This window comes from Halobellus marinus, assembly GCF_032113415.1.
GTDB classification, from domain to species: Archaea; Halobacteriota; Halobacteria; order Halobacteriales; family Haloferacaceae; genus Haloquadratum; species Haloquadratum marinus.
On record NZ_CP134946.1, the window covers coordinates 1300913 to 1323400 of the forward strand.

Below are 22488 nucleotides of genomic sequence, written 5' to 3' on the forward strand. Positions count from 1 at the left end.
TGCTGATTAAACCGCCGACGGTGTGGACCCGACGCACGGTGCTGGCCCGATGCCGAAAGATGGATACCCCCTCGGCGGGCAGCATGCAAAAGAATGAATCCGGGTGAGTCTCCGTGCGCGTGATCATTGTCGGCGCGGGGCAGGTCGGATCGAGTATCGCCGCCGATCTGACAGACGAACACGACGTGATCGTCGTGGACTGCGACGGCGACCGGGTCGAGGAGCTGAACTACTCGCTCGACGTCCTCGCTGTCACCGGGGACGGGACGTCGGTGTCGACGCTCGAGGAGGCAGGCATCGACGACGCGGATATGGTGATCGCCTCGACCGACGAGGACGAGACGAACCTCGTGGTCTGTTCGACGGTGAAGGCGATCTCCGAGGCGTTCACCATCGCCCGTGTGAAAAACACCGAGTACCTCCGGACCTGGGAGGGATCCCAGCGGGCCTTCGGCGTCGATTTTATGGTCTGTACGAACTTGCTTGCGGCGAAGTCGATCGTCCGGATGATCGGCCTGCCCGCCGCCCGCGACGTCGATCCCTTCGCGGGCGGGAAGGTGCAGATGGCCGAGTTCGAGGTCGACGAAGAGAGCCCGATCGCGGGCCAGACCGTCGCGGAGGCCGACCGGTTCGACTCGCTGACGTTTGTCGCCATTCTGCGGAACGGCTGTGTGGAGATCGCCCGGGGGGAGACCGTCGTCGAGGCGGGCGACCGCGCGGTCGTCATCGGCTCCCCGGAGAGCGTCCAGGAGTTCGCGCGCTCTGTCGACTCCGAGGAGTCGGCCGGTGTCGCCGAAGAGGTGGTCATCATCGGCGGCTCCGAGATCGGCTACCACGTCGCACGACTGCTGGAGGGACGGGGCTTCAAGCCGCGACTCGTCGAACGGGACGAGAATCGCGCTCGCGAACTCGCCGAGGAGTTGCCCGGAACCGTCGTGATGAAATCGGACGCCACCGACATCGAGTTCCTGGAGCGCGAACACATCGGGGACGCAGACATCGTCGTCTCGACGCTCGACTCCGACGAAAAGAACCTGCTTGTGTCTCTTTTGGCCGAGCGGATGGGCGTCGAGCGGACGATCGCCATCATCGACACGGCCGAGTACGTCGACCTCTTCGAGACCGTCGGCGTCGACGTGGGCGTGAGTCCCAGAAGCGTCGTCGCCGAAGAGATTTCCCGGTTCACCCGCGAGGATGACGCCGAGAATATCGCTCTCATCGAATCGGACAAGGCGGAAGTCCTTGAGGTGGAGGTCGGCGAGGAGAGCGTCCTCGCCGGGCGGCGAATCCGCGAATCGATGGCCGACCTCCCCGACGGCATCGTCATCGGGGCGATCACCCGGAGCGGAGAACTCGTCATCCCCCGTGGCGACACCGTCGTCGAAGTCAATGATCACGTGGTTATTTTCGGCGGAATCGACGTGCTTGACGGCGTTACCGCCCAACTATGAACGCGCTCCGTGTCGACGTGCGCGCGAGCCTCAGCCTCGTCGGTTCCGTCCTGAAGTATCTCGCTGTTCCGCTATGCCTCCCGCTCGTCGTCGCGCTCTACTACGGCGAGACGGTCGTGCCGTTCGTCGTGACGATCGTCCTGACCGTCGCCTTCGGTGTCGGGCTCGAACGGCTGGAGCCCGACCCGGATCTCCGCGCCCGCGAGGGCTTTCTGATGGTGGCGGTGACCTGGGGTGCCGTCGCCGTCGTGGGGGCGGTCCCCTACCTGATCGAGGCCCACGGCGTCCCGCCGCTCGTGGCCCCGATCCACCCCGAGTCGACGCTCGCGAACCCGGCAAATGCGCTCTTCGAGACGATGAGCGGGTTCACTACCACCGGCGCGACGGTGCTGGGCGACATCTCCTTCGAGTCCCATACGCGATCAATTATGCTGTGGCGGCAACTCACCCAGTGGCTCGGCGGGATGGGAATCGTCGTCCTCGCGGTCGCGATCCTCCCGGAACTCTCGGTGGGTGGCGCCCAGTTGATGGACGCGGAGGCGCCGGGGCCCGGCATCGAGAAGCTCACGCCACGCATCGCCGAGACTGCACGGGCGCTGTGGGGGGCGTACCTCGCGCTCACGTTGCTCGAAATCTTCCTTTTGTACTCGCTCTCCGTGGTCGGGATCGACCCCGCGATGACGCTGTACAACGCCGTCGCTCACGGCCTGACGACGATGCCGACGGGCGGGTTCTCCCCCGAGGCGCGGAGCATCGAGGCGTTCAGCGCGACCGCCCAGTGGATCATCATTCCCTTTATGATCGCCGCGGGGACGAACTTCGCGCTCTTCTGGCACGTGCTCACGGGCGACTCGGGCAAGATGATCCGCGACTCGGAGTTCAAATTCTACCTGGGAGCGCTGGCTGTCGTCACTGCCATCGTGGCTGCGGTCCTCTTCGGGGGCAGCGGCTTCGTGCGTGCAGCGCCTGTCGAGGGCACGTTCGACGCGGCGTATCTCGAAACGTTCAGTTCGCAGATCTCCGGCCAACTGGAGCCGTCGCTCCGCTATGCCGCCTTCCAGGCGGTCTCGATCGTGACGACCACCGGCTACGCGAATATGGACTTCAACACGTGGAGTGCACCCGCGCAGTACCTGCTCTTGTTCGCGATGTTCATCGGCGGCTCGGCGGGATCGACGGGCGGAGCGGTGAAGATCGTCCGCTGGTATGTCATCCTCAAATCGATCCGGCGTGAGCTTTTCACCACCGCACACCCCGAAGCGATCCGCCCGGTCCGCCTCGGCGGCCACACGATCGACGAACGCGCGATCCGGGGGATCTACGCCTTCACGCTCCTGTATCTCGTGCTCTTTTTTGTCGCGACCGGGCTGTTGTTCCTCGATTCGCTGCGGGTCGGTCTGGAACTCACTGTGTTAGAGCTGATGTCCGCGACGGCTGCGACGCTCGGGAACGTCGGACCGGGCTTCGGTGTCGTCGGGCCGATGGGGAGCTATCTCGCCTTTTCGGACGCCGGGAAGCTCTTCATGTTCGTGCTGATGTGGATCGGGAGACTGGAGATCATCCCGGTATTGGTGTTGCTGACGCCCGAATACTGGCGACGCTGACCGCCAGCTCTCGGTTTCCGTTCTGTCGTCGTTCTCGAAACGAGGAGTAACGGCTCGTGCGTGAGGTGACGGGTCGTGGTACCCCGACTCTCGGAAGGGTTATCCCGCGTCCGGCACTATGTTTGTTTGCAATGGCAAACGGAAAGGTTGATTTCTTCAACGACACTGGCGGTTACGGTTTCATTTCGACTGACGACGGCGACCTCGACGACGACGAAGACGTGTTCTTCCACATGGAAGACGTTGGCGGCGAGGACCTCACGGAAGGTACTGAGGTCGAGTTCGAGATTGAGTCCTCACCCAAGGGGCCTCGCGCAGCGAACGTCGTTCGGCAGTAACTACCGAGATACCCCGTCGCTTATACCGACGACCTCTCTCGATTTTTCGTGACTACGTGTTCCCTTGGGTAACCTATCGTCCGTTCTGACGGCGTTGAGACCGGCGTTTACGCCCTGCTGACGCAGACACCGTGACTACGGCACGACTGCCAAAACGTTACCGGGAAATCACTCGACCGCCGACGCCGCGCGCACGATCGCCGCTTCGCCGAATTTCGGCCCGATGAGCTGCAGCCCCACGGGGAGCCCGTCGGCCTCGCCGGCGGGGACGGAGATCGCGGGCAGGTTCGCGAGGTTCACCGGAACGGTGTTCGCGTCCATCAGATACAGTTGCAGGGGGTCGTCGAGGCTCTCTCCCAGCCGCGGCGGGAGCACGGGCATCGTCGGCGTCGCGAGCACGTCCGCGCGCTCGAAGGCGTCGTCGAAGTCCTGTTTCACCCAGGCGCGAGCGTCCTGGGCCTTCTTGTAGTACTTGTCGTGATAGCCCGCCGAGAGGGCGTACGTCCCCAGCAGGATGCGGCGCTTGACTTCCTCCCCGAAGCCCTCCTCTCGGGCCCGGGCGAAGGCGTCGTTCCAGTTACCCTCGTAGCCCCCGGAGGTTCCGTAGCGGACGCCATCGAAGCGGGCGAGGTTCGAGGAGGCCTCCGACATCGCGATGACGTAGTACGCCTGCACGGCGTGTTCGACGGAATCAAGCGACACCTCGACTGTCTCTGCGCCCTGTGACCGCAGATCGTCGAGGGCGGCCTCGAACGTCTCGACGACTCGGTCGTCCGCGCCGTCGAGCAGGTCGGTGATGACACCGACCGTCGTTCCCTCGACGTCGCCGTCGGCCGCCGCGGCGTAGGACGCCTCGGTCCCGGGGTGAGTCGAGTCGCCGTCAGATTCTTCGCCCGTCCCACCACCGCTGTCGAAGCGCGTCGTCGCGTCGCTCGGGTCGGGGCCGGCGATGACGTCGAGGAGCGCGGCGGCGTCCTCGACCGTCTGCCCGAGCGGCCCGATCTGTTCGAGGGAGTTCGCGTAGGCGACGAGGCCGTAGCGGGAGACCAGCCCGTAGGTGGGTTTGATGCCGACGACGCCGCAGAACGCCGCCGGGTTGCGGACCGAGCCGCCCGTGTCCGACCCCAGCGCGAGGTCGGCCTCGCCCGCGGCAACGGCGGCTGCCGATCCGCCCGAGGAGCCGCCGGGGACGTGCGCTTCGTCGACGGGATTTTTCACCGGGCCGTACGCTGAAGTCTCGGTCGTCCCGCCCATCCCGAACTCGTCCATATTCGCCTTCCCGACGATCGTCGCGCCGGCCTCTTTCAGGTGCTCGACGACTGTCGCGTCGTAGGGCGGGACGTACGACTTCAGCATCGCCGATCCGCAGGTCGTCCGGACGCCCTCGGTGCTGATGTTGTCCTTGACGGCGACGGTTTTGTCCGAAAGCGGGCCGTCGTCGTCGCCTTCGATCGTCGTCTCGGTGATGAACGCGTTCAGGCTCATCACGACACCCGCGGCCCTTTGAAGAAGCCGTCCTCGGTCTCGGCGGCGTTGTCGAGAGCCTCGTCCTGATCGAGGCTCTCCTCGACCTCGTCGGCCCGCATCACGTTCACCAGGTCCGCCTCGGCTTCGACCTCTGGCACCTCGTCGAGGGCCTCGAAGTACTCTAAGATCTCCGCGAACTGCGCCGTGAACGCGTCGACCTCGTCGTCCTCGAGGTCGACACGCGCCAACTCGGCGACGTGCTCGACCGCCTCGCTGTCGACGGACGTCTCGCTCATACCCGACAGGAGCCGTGGCCCGGGAGTAAGGGTTTCGGTGTCATACGGATCCCTGTCGTCGCTTCCCGCCGGTCGCGCCGGACGGTGCCCGAGACCAGCGGTCGACAGTTACAGCAATCCGTCTCCGAGAACCGCAAGAGCCACTTCCCGGCTCTCCCACCTGCGGATATGGAGACGACGCGTCACTTCACGGCGACGGTCTACATCGTCGAGAGCGGAGCCGTCGCCCTGCACCACCACGATCGGCTCGGGATCCGGATTCCGCCCGGGGGGCACATCGACCGGGGCGAACTCCCACACGAGGCCGGCCTGCGGGAGGTCCGCGAGGAGACGGGACTCGACGCGACGCTGCTCGACGGGACCGATGATGTCGGCGCACCGGCCGGACGGACGCTCCCGCAGCCCCGACAGCAGATGCTCTACGACGTCAACGTCCACGACGACGGTACCGTCGGGCACCAGCACATCGACCACGTCTACTACGCCCGGGTCGACTCGCGGGAGATCGATCCCGACGGGGACGACGAGGCCGACACCGAGGCGTGGGCGTGGTACGACGAGTCGGATCTGCGGGCGAGCGACATCGACCCCGACACCGTACAGTTCGCCCTGGAGGCGATCGCTGCGGCCGAATCCCTGGAGGACGCCGATTCCGGGGCCGACGCTGATTAGTCGAGATCAGGTTCGCTACCGTCCACGAGCGAGCGGACGTACCGCTCGACGTGGTTCTCCATCCGGCGTTTGAACCCGGCCTGCCGGGCCAGTCGGTCCAGTTCGCGGGAGACGTACGTCCCGTACTGGACGGCCTTCTTGTCGGCCGTCCGGACCGAGTCGGGGACGACGCCGCGAGCCGCTTCCCGGAGGGCGACCTTCCGCCGGTCGCCGTCGACGAGAAGGTCCCCCGGGAGCCGGAGCGCCGCGGCGACGACGTCGTCGTGGAGCAGCGGCGTGACGGGTTCGACGCCCGCGGATCGGAGCGCGAGCACGTCGCGCTCGGCCTGGTCCGGGATCGTCCCGAGCAGTTCGCGGCGTGCGCCGCGGACGGTTTCGGCTTCGACGCGCGGATCCTCTGGAGCCTTGCTCACCTTCGCGTAGCCGCCGAACAGTTCGTCCGCTCCCTGGCCGAGTGCGAGGCGGTCGTAGCCGTCCGCTGCGGCCGCTTCGGCGACGCGAACCAGCGGAAGCGCGATCGAGAGATCCATCGGGTTCGTCCGGCCCAGGACTTCGACGAGTTCCGGCACCCTCTCCCGGATGTCGTCGTGAGTGAGTTCGACCACGCGGAGGTCCCGATCCATCGCTGCCGCGGCGTTGCGGGCGGCCGCGATGTCGTGACAGCCCTCGAAGCCCGCGACGTAGCAGGGGGCGTCCGGGACGCCTGCGGCGACGACTGCCGAGTCGACGCCGCCCGAGAAGGCGATGGCGATTTCCTCGGAGTGGCCGCCGCTGTCTTCGCTACTGGGTTCGATCGCCCGGGTTCGATCGAGCACCGCTGCCCGGACTGCGGCGACTGCGTCGTCGGCGTCCGACACCGGGTCTGGATCCGGCAGCGTCCAGAAGCGGTCCTCGGAGGCGCAATATTCGGTCCCACTGCTCTCTTCGAATCCATCGAGCGCGCGCACGGTCCCCGCTGGCACGGGTTTCGGATTCCCGAGCGTCCGGCGCTCGAACGCCCACTTGCCGGGGTCGTCGGCGTCGACGAAGAGCGGACGGCGACCGAGGACGTCGCGAACGAACTGATCGTCGACGACGCCCGCGAACCCGGTCGTCCCCGGCAGCGGGTCGCGGGTCTCGATCGCGTCGCGGACTGTTCCGGGATCTGTCCCGTCGATCGTCTCGCCCGATCTCGCTGCAGGGCCGGCCTCCCGGGACATCTACAGGAACTCCGAGACCGTGCGCTCGATCCGTCGTCTGATGCCGCCGCCGAACTGTCGAAAGGAGATCCGCCAGGGGGTCCGGCTCCCGACGACGCTCGTCTTCCCCTCGACGATCGCATCGAGGATTCCTTCGACCGACCGGTCGTCAGTTCCCACCTCGGTGACGGCCTGTCCGACCATCTCACCGATGTGGGCGTCGCTACCGGCGGTCTTCGGGAGTCCTCGGGCGGTCGCAAAGCGCTCGGCCTTCCGGTTCGCCCAGCCGGTGAAGAGCCGGGAATTGTACACTTCGATCGCGTCCGCTTCGGCAAGCTGATCGCGGCTGATCTGCGCCGCGACGCCGTGTCGCGACGACTGAAACGGATGCGGGACGACCGCGATTCCGCCCTGCTCGTGAATGCGCGTGAGTGTCTCGTCGTAGGAGAGACCGGCTGGCACGAGTTCGTCGATCCCGAACGCGAGAACGTGTCCCGCCGCCGACGTCACCTCCATCCCTGGAATGCCGACGAGCCCGTATTCAGAGGCCAGCTCGGCGGCTTCGAGGCTCGCGTCGATCTCGTCGTGGTCGGTCACCGCGAGCGCGTCGAGGCCGACCGCCTCCGCCTGCGCTAACAGTAGCTCGACGGGATCGCGGCCGTCGTACGAGAGCGACGAGTGGGCGTGCAGCTCGACCGATAGCACGGGTGCCCGTTCTCACCGTGGTTAAAAAAGCGGCCCGATCCGCCCCGTGCGGTCGACCCCGGTTGGCCTTCCGCCTCCACCGCCAGCGCAATGCACGTCCGTGCACACAGAAAAGCATTAATCGAACCTTCCTGAACAGGGAAGTGAATGAGCCTGCCGGATTCCGATCGCGAACTCGTGACGGCCGAACTCGGGCGCGACCCCACCCCGACTGAGGCCGCGCTGTTCGAGAACCTCTGGAGCGAGCACTGTGCGTACCGTTCGTCGCGACCTCTCCTCTCTGCCTTCTCCTCGGAGGGCGAGCAGGTCGTCGTCGGCCCCGGCGACGACGCCGCCGTTGTCCGCGTCCCGGACAACGACGGCGACTCCGAGACGGAGACGTACGTCACGATGGGTATCGAGAGCCACAACCACCCGTCGTACGTCGACCCCTACGACGGCGCGGCGACGGGCGTCGGCGGTATCGTTCGGGACACCCTCTCGATGGGCGCCTACCCGATCGCGCTCGAAGACAGCCTCTACTTCGGCGGGTTCGACCGCGAACACACCCGCTATCTGCTGGAGGGCGTCGTCGAGGGAATCGCCGACTACGGCAACGCGATCGGCGTGCCCACGGTCGGCGGGAGCGTCGAGTTCCACGACGGCTACGAGGGGAACCCGCTCGTCAACGTCGCCTGCGTCGGCCTGCTCGACGAGGAACGGCTCGTGACCGCCGAGGCCCAGTCGGCGGGAAACAAACTCGTGCTCGTCGGCAACGCGACCGGCCGCGACGGGCTCGGCGGCGCCTCCTTCGCCAGCGAGGATCTCGCGGAGGACGCCGAAACGGAAGACCGCCCTGCTGTCCAGGTGGGCGATCCCTACTCGGAGAAGCTGCTCATCGAGGCCAACGAGGATCTCGTCGAAGCGGATCTCGTCCAGTCAGCCCGGGACCTCGGCGCCGCAGGTCTGGGCGGCGCATCCTCGGAACTGGTCGCGAAGGGCGGCTTCGGCGCGCGAATCGAACTCGACGCCGTCCACCAGCGCGAGCCGAATATGAACGCCCTGGAGATCGCCCTCGCGGAGTCCCAAGAGCGGATGGTTTACGAGGTCCGCCCGGAGGACGTCGACGCGGTCGCCGAGATCTCCGACAGGTACGACCTCGGTTGTTCGGTCATCGGCGAGGTCACCGAGGGGAACTACGTCTGCACCTTCGAGGGAAGCGAGGCGCAGGGCGCCTCCGAGGACCCGAGCGGCGAGGGGCGTGAACCGCGAGGGCGCGAGACGGTCGTCGACGTGCCGGCAGAGTTCCTCGCAGACGGCGCGCCGATGAACGATCTCGACGCCGTCGAACCCACACAGCCGGCCCGCGACCGCCCCGACATCGACATCGATACGGCGTTCGAGGCGGTCGTGGGCGCGCCGAACACGGCTTCCAAGCGGTGGGTCTACCGCCAGTACGACCACGAGGTGGGCGCACGGACCGCGCTCCGTCCCGGCGACGACGCGGCGCTGCTGGCGATCCGCGAGGCCGGTACCGGCCTCGCACTCTCCGCTGGCGCGGTGCCGGCGTGGACCGACTGCGCGCCGTACGACGGCGCGCGCGCGGTGGCCCTGGAGAACGCGACGAACATCGCGGCGAAGGGCGCGACGCCTTTGGCCGCCGTCGACTGTCTGAACGGCGGCAACCCGGAGAAACCGGAGGTCTACGGCGGGTTCAAGGCGGTCGTCGACGGCCTCGCGGATATGTGCCGGGACCTCTCGGTGCCGGTCGTCGGCGGGAACGTCTCGCTGTACAACGACTCCGCTGCTGGCCCGATTCCGCCGACGCCAACGCTGGCAATGGTCGGCACGAAGGCGGGCTACGACGCGCCGCCTGCCGCCTTCGCCGGGGAGGGGACGCTCCTGCTCGTCGGCGACGGCAGCGACGCCCTCGGCGGATCGGAGTTGCTCGCACAGCGTGGCGGCTCCGACCGGTTCCCCACCCTTCCGGAGAACGCCGACGAGATCGTTTCAATGCTCGCGACGGTCGCCAACCGGGACTCGACACTCGCCGTCCACGACGTGAGCAACGGCGGTCTCGCGGTGACACTCGCGGAGATGCTCACCGCGGAGACCGGCGCGGACGTCGCCGTCGACGACGCTGTCGCGCTGTTCGAGGAGACGCCCGGCCGCGCGGTCGTCGAGACGGCCGATCCCGATGCCGTCGAGGCGGCCTTCGCGGACGTCACTTCTGTGACGAGGCTCGGGGAGGCGACCGCCGACGGGACGCTGTCGCTGTCGGTCGACGGGACGAACCTCGCGGTCGACGCCGAGACGGTCGCGTCGCTCCGGGACGTCCTCGGGGCGGAACTCGATTGATCGGGACGGAGAAGCGGCGAATTCGACAGTCGGGTCGGTTCCGACGGTGGGATCCGGTTCGGACGACTGTGGGCCCGGAGTTAGACGAGAAGCGGAATCCCGAAGACGACGACGAGCCCCACGAGGAGGATTACGAGCCCCGTCGTGACCTGGCTCGTCCCGAACGATTGCATCGGCGACGTGACGCGTTCCTCGCCGGCGTCGCTGTCGTGGTGACTGTCGTCGTGGCCGTGGTCGTCGTCGGTCATACGCGGGAGATCGGGCGCCCGCACTTTAACGCTCCCGGATCTGCTGTCGGGAGCCGACCGTCTTCGACGCGGTGTGAACAGACACCGTGTATGGCTGGGTCGCGAACAGGCGACACACTCCCTGCGGAGCCGAGGCTCCGCGTATCCGCGACGCGTCGTGTCGCACACCCGCAGGCGCGTCGCGGCCGGTTTCAGGTCACGGGCTGGCTGGCCGCGGTACCGTATATAAACGTACGGCCGACCGGTGCCGGACTCTCGATGTGCTCGGGCCGCTCGTCAATCGAAAATGTCGCTGTCCGTGGGCGTTGCCTGCCGCTTGTTGTGGAGGTAATACAGGAAAAAGCCCGAAATCCCTGCCGTATAGGGCGTGATGATCGCCGCTTGTGAGAGGACGTCCGCTGGGAGGCCGGGAGCGATCCCGGCCACGCCACCGACGAAGATCAGCACTGACACCACGATCACGGCACCGAAGACGTACTCCCCGATGCGGAGTAGTTGCGGACGGTAGCCGGCGGGTTGATAGCCGCAGATCGGACAGCGCGTCGCGTCCACCGGGATCGGCTCTTCACACCGGTCGCAGGGTGCGGTCGCGTCGGTGTCGCCCTCCTCCGCCATAGCCGGCGGTGAGGATTCCTCGGGGTTCATCCTGTCGGCCACCCGGCGGGGCCAACAGCGTTTCGCACCTGCCTCCGACAGTACCAGGCGCTCGACAGCATCGGCTACCCACCGGGGGTCGGACTCCTTTTGAGGACGGAGGTAGTACCCCGAGCCATCTATGTTAACGAAGCGGATCATCCCCTGTATCGACGTCGACCTCGACGATGACGGGAACCCCGCGGTGTACACGGGCGTCAACTTCGAGGACCTGCAGTACACCGGCGACCCAGTCGAGATGGCCAAGCGGTACAACGAGGCCGGCGCCGACGAGTTCGTCTTTCTCGACATCACGGCTTCCGCGGCCGGTCGACGGACGATGCTGGATACGGTCTCACGCGTCGCCGACGAGGTGTTCATCCCGCTGACGGTCGGCGGCGGCATCCGGACCCGCGAGGACATCAAGGAGACGCTCCGGGCCGGCGCCGACAAGGTCTCGATCAACACCGCGGCACTCGAGAATCCCGATCTGATCGACGAGGGTGCTCGCGCGTTCGGCTCGCAGTGTATCGTCATCTCCGTCGACGCGCGGCGGCGCTTCGACGAGGGAGGCGAACACTACGTCGAGGTCGACGGCGAGTCCTGCTGGTTCGAGTGTACTGTCAAGGGCGGCCGCGAGGGGACGGACGTCGACGTCGTCGAGTGGGCAAACGAGGCCGCAGATCGCGGCGCGGGGGAACTCTTCGTCAACTCGATCGACGCCGACGGCACGAAGGACGGGTACGACATCCCGCTGACGAAGGCGGTCTGTGATACCGTCTCGACGCCCGTCATCGCCTCCTCCGGCTGTGGCGGCCCGGAGGATATGTACGAGGTGTTCGAGGAAGCAGGCGCCGACGCCGGACTGGCCGCCTCGATCTTCCACTTCGGCGAGTACAGCATCCAAGAGACCAAAGAGTATCTCGACGAACGCGGCGTGCCGGTCCGACTGTAGCAGGTAGACGGGTGGCCGGAGAAAGCGCTCACGCCCGCGGAATCCGCAATCGAATTTACTGCGCGGCGGCCTCGAACGCCGCCGAGAAGTCGTCGACAGTGTCCTGAACGTTCCGTGACGCCTCGCCGAGGGCGTCCAGCGGTTCGACGCCGGCTTCGGTCTTGATCGAGAGAATCGGCTCGGTCTGGCCGCCAGACTGCTCCGGGTTCATGTCGTAGGTGGCGGCCGCGACACCTTCGGTTTCCAAAAGCGCACCTTTGATCACGTTCATAAACGTGTGGTCCTCGCCGGCGACCTCGATGCGGAGTTCCTCGTCGGTCTTGTCGATGACCCGCAGTTCCATACCCCTCCGTTACCGGTGACGGCGTTTCAGTATTTCGTCTTCGGGAACAACTCCGAGACGTCCGGATCGGACTCGATCAGCCGGTACTCGTCGCCGTCGCGCTCGACGACGCCGGCGTGCGCCAGGTGATCGAGGTGCGCGAACGCTTCGCCGGGGCCGTGCAGGATGTGAATGTTTTCGAGTTCCCCGAAGAGGTGTGCGCTGACCGTCCAGGCGTCTGCGGGGCCGTGCTCGCGGAGGATGTCGACGACGCGCCGCGTCCGCTCGACGTGGTGGGCCCGGATGACCCGCGCCCGCGCTGCGGGGTCCCCGATCGGGTCGCGGTGCCCCGGCCACACACGGTCGAAGCCGCAGTCGATGAGCCGATCGAGGCTCTCGACGTACTGTTCGAGGGGGCGATCGACTCGCAGGTCCGCGCCGCCGACGTTCGGGGTGTACTGCGGCAGGATCGCGTCACCGACGAAAGCCTCCCTGCTCGGAGCCGTCGCGTCCCCGTCGGGCGCTCGCTCGAACGTGAATCCGACCTGTCCCGCGGCGTGTCCCGGCAGGTGGAGCACCCCGAGTTCGCCGTCCCCGGCGGCGACTCGGTCGCCCTCCCTGAGCGATTCGACCCTCTCCACCTCGCCGGTCATCGTCTCGAACTTCGTGCGGAACTCGTCGAGTTCCGCGAGTTTCTCCTCGGGGATACCCCACTCGCGGAACCGCCGCTCTCTGAGTTCTTCGAGGCTCGCTTTCGCGTGCTCGTTTCCCGCGATGAGCGGAACGTCCGCCTCGTGGGCGAACACGGCCGCGCCCGTCTCCGCCTGGAGTTCGCCCGCGAGGCCGCAGTGGTCCGTGTGCCAGTGCGTCAGGAGAATCCGATCGAGGTCCGAAAGCGCCACATCCGCCGCTGCGAGCCCATCGAGCAGGTCAGCGCGTACCGCCGGCATCGACGCCCCGACGTCGATCAGGGTCGTCACCTCGCCATCGAGGAGGTACGCGTTGTTCTGCCCCTCGAAGATGTTGTTCCCCAGCGGAATCCGGTGGACGTCCATACGGTCTGAAGAGGAACGAACGACTATGAGAATTGCCATCCCGTTTGCCGAATTCCGCCTTCGATCGGCAGGGGTTCACAGCCCGACGACAGAGTATGAATCCAGTTCCGGGGTCGACGAGGCGGGCCACCCGGGGTTCGGTCGCCCGTCGATACGTTCAATCCGGACCGTCTCGAACGGGGTGCCAGGGGATGGACGACTTCTACGAGCTACTGGAGGTATCCGAGGATGCCTCGACGGCGGAGATCAACCAGGCGTGGCGGGAGAAAGCCCGGACGTACCACCCGGACCTCAACGACGATACGCGTGCGAACGCGCAGTTCAAGACGCTCAAGAAGGCCCACGAGGTGCTTTCAGACGAAACCGAACGCGCCGCCTACGACCGAATGGGGCACACGACGTACGTGCAGAAACGGCTCGACGGGCTGCCGACGATGGATCTGTCGCGACCGGCAGATCGCGTCTCGGACGACGAATCCGCCGAGCCTTCCGAGCGTGTGGGATCCACCACGGGAGAATCGGCATCGGGCGACAGGCGCAGATCGAAATCCAGAAACAGGGACGGATCGGCATCCGGCGATAGAGACAGATCGACGTCCGGCAACGGGGATCAGTCGCGCGGACGGAATACGTGGCAGACAGCGGGAACGTCGCAAACAGCGGGAACGTCGGCTACGTCGAACGCGGAGAGGGAACCGGCCGGGGATCCCCCCGAGCGGGGGGTCCGAGTGCGACGCCCGCTGTGGTACGGATGGGTCGGCGTGCTCCTCGCGGGAGCGCTCTATCTTGCCGGTCTCGAACGCTACCTCCGCGCGAACGCCACCGCGGTGGCGGATCTGTGGGTCGCTGTCGGCGCCGACCCGGTGGCTGGACTGACCGCGACGCACGGTCTCCTCGCTCCGGGGACGTTCGTCCTGCAGACTGCGACGGTCGCGGCGCCACCCTCGCTTCTGTTCCCGGCAGGTATCGGGGCACTGGCGCTGGCTTTCACGGCTGTAGTCCTGGCATTCGGTCGGGGAACTGCGTACCTCTATCTCCTGGGTGCGGTCGCGCCACTGGCCGGACTCGCGGTCGGCCCGGCGCTTTCGCTTCCGGATGGGGCTGTGATCGCACTCGTCGTGGTGTGTCCGCTCGTCGTGACGGTCGTGTTTCTCGTCGACGCAGGCCGGGTACTCTTTGGAAGCAACTAAACGGCTCGCGGTGGCACTCTCCGAAGAAGGGGCCACGGTGGCCCCTGACTGACCAAGCCACTGCGGAGAGCACCAGTCTCGCAGGTCCTTCTGTGACGCGCCTGGTGGAGTCGACCACGCGCGTCGAAGTAAGATTTGATAGATGGGCTCAAAAATACTTGGATAGGGCCAATATCGACCACTGTTACTACTAGAAGTTTCTTGATCTGATGATAATGTGCGAATATGGTTCTTGCATTCAAATTCAAATCCTGAAACAGGGTGATCATCGGACGTTTCGGCTCCTTGGCAATCGACCGTGAATATTCCGGGCGGCTAAGGGGACGCTGCGGCGCTGTGTGGTCTCTCTCACCGGACGAGATACGGGTCGTTGCCCGCGCTGAACCGGCCGAGATCCGCCTCCCGGCGAAAGTCCGTCTCCTGGAGGGCGGTGAGGGATTCGACAAGTCGATCGTGGTGTGTGTCGCTCCATTCTGCGGGATCTTTGATCGGATAGACGAGGAAGCCGCTGCCGCGGATTTCTGTCGCGTGTAGCGCCTCCATATCGATCTCGGTTTTCCACGCCTGGGCAGTGTAGGTCTCGAGCACGTGCGCCGTCGCCCGCGCGCCCACCGGGAGGAGAACGTGGGCGGCGATCGCCCGGAGTTCCGCATCGAAGAACCGCTCGAGGTCGTCGTAGGACGCGTCGGACGGCTCGCCCTCCTCGGGCGCGCACATATGTATGTACGAGAGATATGTCCGCGGCGATTCGGGCTGTTTCCCGGCGGTTTCGAGAAGCCCCGCCTCCACCAACGTCTCCTGCAACCGGTGCCCTGCGTCGTTGGTGAACGGCACGCCAGACTCGACGCCGCCGTGAACGCCGGGGTGATCGCCGACCACGTGGAAATCCGCGTTAGCGTCGCCGTATCCCGGAACGAACCGCTCACACGGCGGCTGCATATCGAAGGGATTGCTTATCCGGTCAGTTACGTTCTCCACGATCAGACCGATAACAGCGGCGGCGTTAAATCGATACTGGGTCGTCACCCCGGCAACCCCGGCGGCTGCTACAGTTCGACGCCCGAAGGGATGAGGCTGTGTGACCGCAGGAGGTTGCCGTCGGCGTCGTAGACGAGGAACGTCTCTTTCTCGTAGACGACCGCCTCCTCGCCGTCGATCCGCACCTCGACGCGGTAGCGGCCGTCGTCGGCGTCGGCGGCGTTCCGCCCGTACTCTCGGGCGGCCCGGATGAAGGTGAGGACGTCGTCGGCGGATTCGTTGAGCTCGAAGACGAAATCACCGGTAATACGGTTCGTGACGCTGACGACGCCGGTCGCGTCCGATTCATCGACCGGGTCCTGGAGTCGGAATGCGACGTCTGTCTCACCTGCGTCGAGATACGATCCGGACGGATCCGAAAGCTGCTGCTCCAGTACGCCGCTGGGGCCGTGGAAATCGATCCGGACCAGCGGCTTCTCGGGGTCGCCGTCGTTTTTGACCCACTCGACGTTTTCGACGTCCAACTCGAAGTAGTCACGCCTCATTCCGTACTATGAGATTAGACGTCATCGGGTATGAACGTAACGCCCGCGTCAGACGGGACGTCGCCACGAATACGAGCGTCCGATCCGACAACGCGTTTTTCGCTCCGACGCTTGGATCGGATATGTCCGAGCGATCGATCGCGATCGTCGGCGGCGCCGTCGCGGGACTCGCCGCAGCCGAACGGCTCGCGCCGCACGCCCAGGTGACGCTCTTCGAACGCCAGCCGTACGACAGGAAACGAGTCAACTGCGGGGAAGCGATCAACGACGCGTCGGTCGTCCCGCTGACGAAGACGCCGGCGAACGGCTTCCGGAACGATATCGACGGTTTCGATCTCCGAATCTACCGCGACCGGACCCACGGGCCGAGCGATGAACCGATCGCCACGGCCCGGTTCGACTGTCCGCTAGGGTATATCACCGACCGTGACCTCCTCGAACAGCAGTGGGCCGAGCGATTGGCCGACAACGGTGTCGAGATTCGGGCAGATGAGGCGGTCAAACCCGACGAGCTCCGGGACCTGTGTCGGACCCACGACTACGTGATCGACGCCACCGGGCAGCCCTCGCTGTCGGTCCGGACGTTCGCCGATGCCGGCGCATACACCGGAAACATAGTCGCGCTCAACGCCGACGTCGAGGGCGACTTCGCCGGACTGGTCTCGCACCCGCGGATCTTCTTCGAGGGATACGTCGGCTACGCGTGGCTCTTTCCGAAGTCGAAGACACGAGCCAACGTCGGTATCGGGTGGGCTGGCGAGGAGCGACCGGACGACTACTTCGCGGCGCTCTCGGCCGCCTGTCGCCGCAACGGCATTCCCGTTCCGGACCGCGCCGAGACGAACGTCTACACCATCCCCCGGGGCCCAAGTCTCGCTCCCGCAGAGACCTACCGTCCCGAGCGGAACGTTCTTCTCGTCGGCGACGCCGCCGGGATAGCAAACCGGTATCAGGGCGAGGGAATCGTCCAGGCGATCAGATCTGCCTACTGTGCCGCCGCCGCCATCATCGAGGGGCGGCCGGAGACGTACCCTGACCGTCTGTACGAGCTGATGCAACCGGAGTACCGGTTGGCACACCTGATGCGCGGGGCGTGGGTCGAACACGAGGATCCGGAGCTGCTCGCGGCCATCATCCGAACCCTCGATGGCCTGACGGTCGAGGCACTCACTCGGTCGCCCCGTCGCGTCGCTGTGCGACTCCTCCGTCACCCGACTGTCGTGTCGTCGCTCCTGGCCGATTCCGGGATGCTCTCACGCCTCCACGAGGCGTACACCGACAACTGGGAGTACACACGTAACGGCGTGAGCTCCTGATTCGATTTCATATTGCACTATGTAGTTTATTTTTCCCAACGATAGTCGAGACCGGTTATTCTCCGGAGCGCGCTCGGAAAAAGCTATACGTGGTCGCGGACCGTCTCGAATTCGCCGGCAGCGACGCTGTCGGCGACGCTGTCAGCGTCGCCGTCGGGGATCTCCGCGGGGTATTTTCGTCTGAAGTACGAAATGATGTTCTCGACGTCCCGCGCGAGCAGTTCCCGGGCGTTTTCGTGATCGGTCGTGACTGCCTGCGGCCAATCGAAGATCGTCACGCCCGCTTCGCCGACGGCGACGTTGTACCCGCTCATATCTGCGTGGACGTACCCCGCGTCGTAGGCGGTCGCCATCTCGTCGAGGATGAGATCCAGGACGCCGACGGCCTGTTCTTCCTGCAGTTTCGCCCGCTCCAGTTCAACTCCCTCGAGTTTCGCCATCACGATCGCGTGGCGGTTCTGATCGATCGGTCGAGGGACGGAGACGTCCGGATAGAGCGCTTCCAGGGCCTCGTACTCCCGTTCGGCAGCCTTTCGCGCGGTGTAGAGCCACGAGACGTGCTGGTTGTCGGCCGTGTAGTCGCGCTCCCGCATCACTTCCCGGAAGTTCGTGTACCCCTCGCGGTGAAACTTCAGCGCGAGCGGGCGGTAGGACTGCACCTCCAGCACGTCGCTCTCTTTGCCGACACCCAGGGGTGCGCCGACGCCTTCGATCGTCTCGCGTTCGGAGAAGGTCCGTAACGCGAGTGCGTCGTACCCCTCGGCAGTGAGGGTGTACCCCTCGTATTGAATCGTCTTTCGCTCGATCAACCCCCGGGTGGCACACCGATCGAGCCGATACTCGACTTCCTCGGGTGTGAGATTCGAGAGGTCGGGGAGTTTCTCCCGATTGACCCACTCCGAAAAGCGCATCCCCTGCTCGACGCCGGACAGGACGTAGAAATCCTCGGGTTCGAGTTCGGCCATTATACCGGCGACGTTCCGCACCATATACGGCGGGAGGGTAGCGACGCGTAAAAGGCCCGCGAGTCCGGCTGCCGGTAAAATATATTGTATACAGCTATACCAAATCTACTCTCGCGTAGATGAGCCGGCATACCGCTCAGTCAGCGTCGTCTGCTGGTACACGGAGGGGTGATGACAGGTCTTATTGCCCCCTCGCTCACAACATAGTATTGTGGAAAACACACAAAACAATTCGGCGAGTCGGATCGGATCACTCACGCAACTCCAGTGGCTGGCAGTTGCGTTAGTCGTCATCACCGGGGCTCTCCACGTGTATGCTGGCGTCGTCGAGGGACGCATCCCCGTTGCACTCGCAGGCGTCGGATATGCCGGCGCGCTTGTGCTATTTCTCCTCGACTTTCGGCGCCGACTGCTCTATCTGGTTGGGATTCCGTATACGGCTGTCCAGATCCCGCTCTGGATCGTGGCCAAATCGGAGTACGGGGTGGTCGACTACGTCGATAAGGCCGTTCAGGTCGTCTTGATCCTCGTTTTGATCTATCTCTACCTGAACACGCCGTCCGAATCGGCCGGACACACGCGAAAACCAGCGGACTGAAGGGTCGATACCGCTCTCAGTTCCAAAACAACGAGTCGGACTCATCTGCTTTCCGAAAGTCGAGTGTTCCGGCAACCGGTCGGAACCGCGGACTGATACTGTCGAGCAGCTATCTGTCTCCCCTCAGCGCTCCGGTGCACCGACCCCCGCGTACGGATGTCCGACAATATGAAAAAGCGAATGACGCTGTCCGAACCGTCGGTGAGGATCCACCGTACGATAGCACGGCTGGATAGTTCCTCGGCCGACGAAACCGCTTTCACACGCCGGGCGTAGCGTCGAGTATGGCTGAGGAAACAGCGGGACCGCTCGCCGACCGGGAGTGGCGACTGATCCGCGAGGAGGCGCGCGAGGGACCGATGCAGATGGCGCTCGACGAGATCGCCGCCGAGACCGCCGCCGACGGCGGGCCGCGAACGGTCCGGGTCTATCGCTGGCAGCCCAGCACCCTCTCTTTGGGCTACGGCCAGGATCCAGAAACCGTCGACTGGGACCACTGCGCGGACGCCGGGATTTCGGTCACCCGGAGACAGACCGGCGGCGGCGGCATCTACCACGACGTCGACGGCGACGTCTCCTATTCGATCGTCGCGCCGAAGGCCGAACTCCCGGGCGATCTGCTCGACGCGTATCACCTGCTCTGTGAACCGATTCTCGATGCGTTCGATCGGCTCGGGATCGACGCCGACTACGTCCCGGAGTCGGTTCCGGAGATCTGGTCGCCGGCGTGTTACCTCCGTGCGCTCCATCCCGCCCACGATATCGTCGCCGAGGGTCGGAAAATCAGCGGCAACGCGCAGTACCGCCGCCGCGAGGCGGTCATCCAGCACGGCTCGCTGACGTACTCGGTCGAGGCGGCCGCCCACCTCGCGGTCTTCGACGGCCACGACGTCGACCCCGCGGAGTTCCGCGAACGGGTCGTCGGCGTCGACGAACTCGCCGACGTCTCGCGGGCTGAGATGGTCGCGGCGGTCGAGTCCGCGCTCGGCGAGTGGGCCGACGCCGCCGAGGGGTCGTGGACCGACGACGAACTCGAACGGGCACGCGAGCGCGCAGAGGAAAAGTACGCCAACGACGAGTGGGTCCGGCGTCGGCCGGACGACCGTTCCTGATCGGTCCGCCGACGGGTCGCTGCCGACTCCGAAGTCGCTTTACTCCCGGGGCGACTGTGACGCGGTATGCGAGTTGGAGCACACGAGTCGATCGCCGGCGGCGTCGCAAAGGCCGTGGATCGACAACTCGACGACGGCGGCAACTGCGGACAGATCTTCACCCACTCTCCCCAGGTCTGGCAGAATCCCGACCTCGACGAGGACGACGCGGCGACTTTCCGCGAACGTAGCGCCGAACACGACGTCGGCCCCTGGGTCATCCACTCCTCGTACCTCGTGAACCTCTGTACGCCCAAAGACGACCTGCGGGAGAAGTCGATCGACTCGATGCAGCGGGAGGTCGACGCCGCGGCGGCGCTCGACATCCCGTACGTGAACGTCCACCTCGGAGCCCACACCGGCGCTGGCGAACAGCAGGGACTCGACAACGCGGTGTCGGCGCTCGACGAACTCGACGTCCCCGACGACGTCACCGTCCTCGTCGAGTCCGACGCCGGGTCGGGCACGAAACTCGGCGACGACTTCGCTCACCTCGGGTACGTGCTCGAAGAGAGCACCCAGGATCTGGAAACCTGTCTGGACACCGCCCACGCCTTCGCCGCGGGCTACGACCTCTCGACGCCCGAGGGCGTCGACGAAACCTTCGAGGAGTTCCACGCGGCAGTCGGCCTCGACAACCTGGCCTGTGTCCACCTCAACGACTCCAAACACGAGTGTGGGACGAACAAGGACGAACACGCCCACATCGGCGAGGGGCTGATCGGCGAGACCGGAATGCGCGCGTTCGTCAACCACTCCGCGGTCGACGACGTGCCGCTGGTGCTCGAAACACCGAACGAGGACGACAGGGGCTTCGCCTGGAACATCGAGCGGACGCGGGAACTTCGCGAGGAGTAACGGGCGTGCGGCAGTTTTCGCCGGAGTACCTGCGGCGGACGCGTCAAGGGCTGTGGGACGGCTCCCGTGAGGCACTGGGACCCCTGTCGCTCGCCGACCGAAAGCGGATTCTCGACGCCGGCGCCGGAACCGGTGAACTCGCGCGCGTCCTCGATGCCGAATCGCCGGGGCAGGTGGTCTGTCTCGACGCCGACCCGGACCTGCTCTCGGTGGCCGCAGAGGAGACCGGCCTCGACGTCGTCGTCGGCGACGCCACGCGGCCGCCCGTCCCCGCGAACACCTTCGACCTGGTCGTCTGCCAGGCGCTCCTGGTGAACCTTCCCGATCCGGTCGCCGCGCTCCGTGCGTTCCGCGAGTGCTCGACCGACCTCGTGGCCGCCATCGAACCCGACAATTCGGATGTCGGCGTCGACTCGACCGTCGCCGCGGAAGTCACGCTGGAGCAGCGCGTCCGCGAGGCCTACATCGCGGGCGTCGAAACCGACGTCGCGCTCGGCGATCAGCTCCCCTCGCTGTTCCGCGAGGCGGGGCTGACCCCGGTCGCGACCCGCCGGCACTACCACCGGAAGGTGATCGAACCGCCATACGACGAGGAATCGATGGCGGCGGCCGCCCGGAAGGCACGCGGCGACGCGCTCGCGGAACACGAGACGGAACTGCGCCGGTCGCTATCGCCCGACGAGTTCGACGTCCTCCGCGACGAGTGGCGGGAGATGGGCCGGGCGGTGGTCGAGGCGATGCGCGAGGGGACGTACCGCCGCGCCGAGGTGGTTCCCTTCGACGTCGTCGTCGGCCGCGTCGACGACGGAGCGTAGTCTCGGCTGGCGAGAGGGACCGGAGAACAGACGGGAGACCGTTAGACGACGTCGCCGCGAACGGTCTGACCGGACTGTGCCGCGCGGTACCCGCGAAGCGTCTCGGCGGCCTCGTCGGCGACGTCCGCTTCCAGTCCCAGCATCGACAGCGACTCCGAGAGGGTCGGGAAAACGAGTTCGCCGCCGCGGAGCTTTTTTAATGCCGAGTCCGACCGCTGTCCCTCGGCGTACAGACAGACGCCGCGAGGGTCCAGGATCTCCTCGTAGGCGTCGCGGGCGACGGCGCCTTTCAGCCGCTGTCGCACGTTGTCCTCGAAGGAGGCGTTGCAGACTTCGAGATGGATCGGCTCGTCGTCCGGCAGGAGGTGGGCGGCGAGGCACTTCTCGGGCGCGGCGTGGCCGCTCCCGTTCGTCCGCACGCGGTCGGGGTACGCTTCGGCCCACTCCGCGGAGACGCTCTGTCCGATGCCCTTCACGCCGTGTGTCGCCTCGAAGTCGGCGCCGGCCTCGCTGTCTCCGCCGAGGAGCAGGTCCTTCGTGAGGTACACGTTCAGGCGCTCGACGGGGTCGAGACCCAGGGCGACGTCGCCGTAGACCCAGACCTCGCGGACGGGCACCGGAAGCGGCTCCGAATCGACGGCGTCGAGAATCGCTTCGACGCGGTCAAGCGCGTTCGCACGGTCCATACCCGGGTGTCGCACCGTGTAGAGGAATGCGTTTCGGCGGCGGCAGGGAGGTTCCCCGTGCATCGTCAGCGCGCAGTTCCGGAGGTGTTTTTACTGACCTTTCCTTAGTCCTATTCGGCACCTCG

Annotated in this window: 24 protein-coding genes; 12 read left to right on the forward strand and 12 right to left on the reverse strand. The window is 66.0% G+C overall.

All coding sequences use genetic code 11. From position 1 onward, the window contains the following. Window positions 1–113 precede the first annotated feature (113 nt). The 3 genes from trkA to RJT37_RS06710 all read left to right on the forward strand — a co-directional run bounded on the left by trkA (window position 114) and on the right by RJT37_RS06710 (window position 3393). Window positions 114–1451 (forward strand): Trk system potassium transporter TrkA, encoded by a 1338-nt coding sequence (gene trkA / locus RJT37_RS06700; protein WP_313688832.1) that lies wholly within the window; start codon window positions 114–116, stop codon window positions 1449–1451. Continuing rightward, entirely contained in the window at window positions 1448–3055 is a 1608-nt protein-coding gene (locus RJT37_RS06705; RefSeq protein WP_313688834.1) for a TrkH family potassium uptake protein, read from the forward strand. Before trkA ends, RJT37_RS06705 begins: the two co-directional genes overlap by 4 nt. 131 nt (window positions 3056–3186) lie before the next feature. Beyond that, entirely contained in the window at window positions 3187–3393 is a 207-nt protein-coding gene (locus tag RJT37_RS06710) for a cold-shock protein (RefSeq protein WP_311171304.1), read from the forward strand. Between the two features lie 168 nt (window positions 3394–3561). Here the strand turns inward: RJT37_RS06710 and gatA are convergent, their stop codons facing one another. Next, the gene (gatA, locus tag RJT37_RS06715; RefSeq protein WP_313688836.1) at window positions 3562–4878 is read right to left on the reverse strand and encodes an Asp-tRNA(Asn)/Glu-tRNA(Gln) amidotransferase subunit GatA; all 1317 of its coding nucleotides are present in this window, start codon (window positions 4876–4878) and stop codon (window positions 3562–3564) included. Then, window positions 4878–5156 (reverse strand): Asp-tRNA(Asn)/Glu-tRNA(Gln) amidotransferase subunit GatC, encoded by a 279-nt coding sequence (gene gatC, locus RJT37_RS06720; protein WP_313688838.1) that lies wholly within the window; start codon window positions 5154–5156, stop codon window positions 4878–4880. Before gatC ends, gatA begins: the two co-directional genes overlap by 1 nt. A 168-nt stretch (window positions 5157–5324) precedes the next feature. Between gatC and RJT37_RS06725 the strand changes: the two genes are divergently transcribed. Then, complete coding sequence (locus RJT37_RS06725) at window positions 5325–5828, forward strand: NUDIX hydrolase (RefSeq protein WP_313689898.1); 504 nt, start codon at window positions 5325–5327, stop codon at window positions 5826–5828. Here RJT37_RS06725 and RJT37_RS06730 read toward each other — a convergent pair. Beyond that, window positions 5825–6985, reverse strand: a complete 1161-nt coding sequence (locus RJT37_RS06730; RefSeq protein WP_390209019.1) for an asparagine synthase C-terminal domain-containing protein — start codon at window positions 6983–6985, stop codon at window positions 5825–5827. The genes RJT37_RS06725 and RJT37_RS06730 overlap by 4 nt on opposite strands. Before the next feature lie 42 nt (window positions 6986–7027). Next, the gene (locus RJT37_RS06735) at window positions 7028–7711 is read right to left on the reverse strand and encodes a CehA/McbA family metallohydrolase (RefSeq protein WP_313688842.1); all 684 of its coding nucleotides are present in this window, start codon (window positions 7709–7711) and stop codon (window positions 7028–7030) included. A gap of 147 nt (window positions 7712–7858) precedes the next feature. Between RJT37_RS06735 and purL the strand changes: the two genes are divergently transcribed. After that, window positions 7859–10048: a phosphoribosylformylglycinamidine synthase subunit PurL gene (purL, locus tag RJT37_RS06740; protein WP_313688844.1), complete on the forward strand. Its 2190-nt coding sequence runs from the start codon at window positions 7859–7861 to the stop codon at window positions 10046–10048. 80 nt (window positions 10049–10128) lie between these two features. Here the strand turns inward: purL and RJT37_RS06745 are convergent, their stop codons facing one another. Both RJT37_RS06745 and RJT37_RS06750 read right to left on the reverse strand, forming a co-directional pair. Then, the gene (locus RJT37_RS06745) at window positions 10129–10296 is read right to left on the reverse strand and encodes a DUF7550 family protein (protein ID WP_313688846.1); all 168 of its coding nucleotides are present in this window, start codon (window positions 10294–10296) and stop codon (window positions 10129–10131) included. A 276-nt stretch (window positions 10297–10572) separates the two neighbouring features. Next, window positions 10573–11091 carry a hypothetical protein gene (locus RJT37_RS06750; RefSeq protein WP_313688847.1) on the reverse strand — a complete coding sequence of 173 codons (519 nt, stop codon included), beginning with the start codon at window positions 11089–11091 and terminating at the stop codon, window positions 10573–10575. Here RJT37_RS06750 and hisF point away from each other — a divergent pair. Continuing rightward, window positions 11072–11884 (forward strand): imidazole glycerol phosphate synthase subunit HisF, encoded by an 813-nt coding sequence (gene hisF / locus RJT37_RS06755; protein WP_313688849.1) that lies wholly within the window; start codon window positions 11072–11074, stop codon window positions 11882–11884. The two genes, RJT37_RS06750 and hisF, sit on opposite strands and share 20 nt — an antisense overlap. Window positions 11885–11939: 55 nt before the next feature. Here hisF and RJT37_RS06760 read toward each other — a convergent pair whose 3' ends face one another. Beyond that, window positions 11940–12227 carry a DNA-directed RNA polymerase subunit L gene (locus RJT37_RS06760; protein ID WP_313688851.1) on the reverse strand — a complete coding sequence of 96 codons (288 nt, stop codon included), beginning with the start codon at window positions 12225–12227 and terminating at the stop codon, window positions 11940–11942. Between the two features lie 26 nt (window positions 12228–12253). Further along, on the reverse strand, window positions 12254–13261 hold the full coding sequence (locus tag RJT37_RS06765) for an MBL fold metallo-hydrolase (RefSeq protein WP_313688853.1): 1008 nt from the start codon (window positions 13259–13261) through the stop codon (window positions 12254–12256). 191 nt (window positions 13262–13452) lie between these two features. On the opposite strand from RJT37_RS06765, the gene RJT37_RS06770 reads away from it, so the two are divergent. Next, window positions 13453–14451 carry a DnaJ domain-containing protein gene (locus RJT37_RS06770; protein WP_313688855.1) on the forward strand — a complete coding sequence of 333 codons (999 nt, stop codon included), beginning with the start codon at window positions 13453–13455 and terminating at the stop codon, window positions 14449–14451. Between the two features lie 348 nt (window positions 14452–14799). Here RJT37_RS06770 and RJT37_RS06775 read toward each other — a convergent pair whose 3' ends face one another. Both RJT37_RS06775 and RJT37_RS06780 read right to left on the reverse strand, forming a co-directional pair. After that, complete coding sequence (locus RJT37_RS06775; protein WP_313688857.1) at window positions 14800–15429, reverse strand: uracil-DNA glycosylase family protein; 630 nt, start codon at window positions 15427–15429, stop codon at window positions 14800–14802. Between the two features lie 68 nt (window positions 15430–15497). Further along, window positions 15498–15974: a DUF5793 family protein gene (locus RJT37_RS06780; RefSeq protein ID WP_313688859.1), complete on the reverse strand. Its 477-nt coding sequence runs from the start codon at window positions 15972–15974 to the stop codon at window positions 15498–15500. A 122-nt stretch (window positions 15975–16096) separates the two neighbouring features. Between RJT37_RS06780 and RJT37_RS06785 the strand changes: the two genes are divergently transcribed. Then, a complete protein-coding gene (locus RJT37_RS06785; RefSeq protein ID WP_313688861.1) occupies window positions 16097–17290 on the forward strand; it encodes a geranylgeranyl reductase family protein in 1194 nt (397 codons plus the stop codon). A gap of 83 nt (window positions 17291–17373) precedes the next feature. Here RJT37_RS06785 and RJT37_RS06790 read toward each other — a convergent pair whose 3' ends face one another. Further along, a complete protein-coding gene (locus tag RJT37_RS06790) occupies window positions 17374–18279 on the reverse strand; it encodes a serine/threonine-protein kinase RIO2 (RefSeq protein WP_313688863.1) in 906 nt (301 codons plus the stop codon). A gap of 187 nt (window positions 18280–18466) precedes the next feature. Here RJT37_RS06790 and RJT37_RS06795 point away from each other — a divergent pair, with 187 nt between their 5' ends. The 4 genes from RJT37_RS06795 (at window position 18467) to RJT37_RS06810 (ending at window position 21677) form a co-directional block, all read left to right on the forward strand. Beyond that, a complete protein-coding gene (locus tag RJT37_RS06795; protein ID WP_313688865.1) occupies window positions 18467–18853 on the forward strand; it encodes a DUF7475 family protein in 387 nt (128 codons plus the stop codon). Between the two features lie 284 nt (window positions 18854–19137). Then, window positions 19138–19965: a lipoate--protein ligase family protein gene (locus tag RJT37_RS06800; RefSeq protein ID WP_313688866.1), complete on the forward strand. Its 828-nt coding sequence runs from the start codon at window positions 19138–19140 to the stop codon at window positions 19963–19965. Window positions 19966–20031: 66 nt separating this feature from the next. Further along, complete coding sequence (locus RJT37_RS06805) at window positions 20032–20862, forward strand: deoxyribonuclease IV (RefSeq protein ID WP_313688868.1); 831 nt, start codon at window positions 20032–20034, stop codon at window positions 20860–20862. Window positions 20863–20867: 5 nt separating this feature from the next. After that, window positions 20868–21677: a class I SAM-dependent methyltransferase gene (locus tag RJT37_RS06810; RefSeq protein ID WP_313688870.1), complete on the forward strand. Its 810-nt coding sequence runs from the start codon at window positions 20868–20870 to the stop codon at window positions 21675–21677. 41 nt (window positions 21678–21718) lie between these two features. On the opposite strand, the gene RJT37_RS06815 is transcribed toward RJT37_RS06810, so the two are convergent. After that, window positions 21719–22363, reverse strand: coding sequence for a DUF7095 family protein (locus RJT37_RS06815; protein WP_313688871.1), 645 nt, complete (start codon window positions 22361–22363; stop codon window positions 21719–21721). Window positions 22364–22488 lie beyond the last annotated feature (125 nt).

Coding starts and splice junctions, on each gene's coding strand:
- RJT37_RS06710 (WP_311171304.1), top strand. CDS start 3,187: ATGGCAAACGGAAAGGTTGATTTCTTCAACGACACTGGCGGTTACGGT.
- RJT37_RS06790 (WP_313688863.1), bottom strand. CDS start 18,279: ATGGTGCGGAACGTCGCCGGTATAATGGCCGAACTCGAACCCGAGGAT.
- RJT37_RS06785 (WP_313688861.1), top strand. CDS start 16,097: ATGTCCGAGCGATCGATCGCGATCGTCGGCGGCGCCGTCGCGGGACTC.
- gatC (WP_313688838.1), bottom strand. CDS start 5,156: ATGAGCGAGACGTCCGTCGACAGCGAGGCGGTCGAGCACGTCGCCGAG.
- purL (WP_313688844.1), top strand. CDS start 7,859: ATGAGCCTGCCGGATTCCGATCGCGAACTCGTGACGGCCGAACTCGGG.
- RJT37_RS06805 (WP_313688868.1), top strand. CDS start 20,032: ATGCGAGTTGGAGCACACGAGTCGATCGCCGGCGGCGTCGCAAAGGCC.
- RJT37_RS06765 (WP_313688853.1), bottom strand. CDS start 13,261: ATGGACGTCCACCGGATTCCGCTGGGGAACAACATCTTCGAGGGGCAG.
- RJT37_RS06780 (WP_313688859.1), bottom strand. CDS start 15,974: ATGAGGCGTGACTACTTCGAGTTGGACGTCGAAAACGTCGAGTGGGTC.
- RJT37_RS06760 (WP_313688851.1), bottom strand. CDS start 12,227: ATGGAACTGCGGGTCATCGACAAGACCGACGAGGAACTCCGCATCGAG.
- gatA (WP_313688836.1), bottom strand. CDS start 4,878: ATGAGCCTGAACGCGTTCATCACCGAGACGACGATCGAAGGCGACGAC.
- RJT37_RS06725 (WP_313689898.1), top strand. CDS start 5,325: ATGGAGACGACGCGTCACTTCACGGCGACGGTCTACATCGTCGAGAGC.
- RJT37_RS06800 (WP_313688866.1), top strand. CDS start 19,138: ATGGCTGAGGAAACAGCGGGACCGCTCGCCGACCGGGAGTGGCGACTG.
- RJT37_RS06745 (WP_313688846.1), bottom strand. CDS start 10,296: ATGACCGACGACGACCACGGCCACGACGACAGTCACCACGACAGCGAC.
- RJT37_RS06705 (WP_313688834.1), top strand. CDS start 1,448: ATGAACGCGCTCCGTGTCGACGTGCGCGCGAGCCTCAGCCTCGTCGGT.
- RJT37_RS06770 (WP_313688855.1), top strand. CDS start 13,453: ATGGACGACTTCTACGAGCTACTGGAGGTATCCGAGGATGCCTCGACG.
- hisF (WP_313688849.1), top strand. CDS start 11,072: ATGTTAACGAAGCGGATCATCCCCTGTATCGACGTCGACCTCGACGAT.
- RJT37_RS06815 (WP_313688871.1), bottom strand. CDS start 22,363: ATGGACCGTGCGAACGCGCTTGACCGCGTCGAAGCGATTCTCGACGCC.
- RJT37_RS06750 (WP_313688847.1), bottom strand. CDS start 11,091: ATGATCCGCTTCGTTAACATAGATGGCTCGGGGTACTACCTCCGTCCT.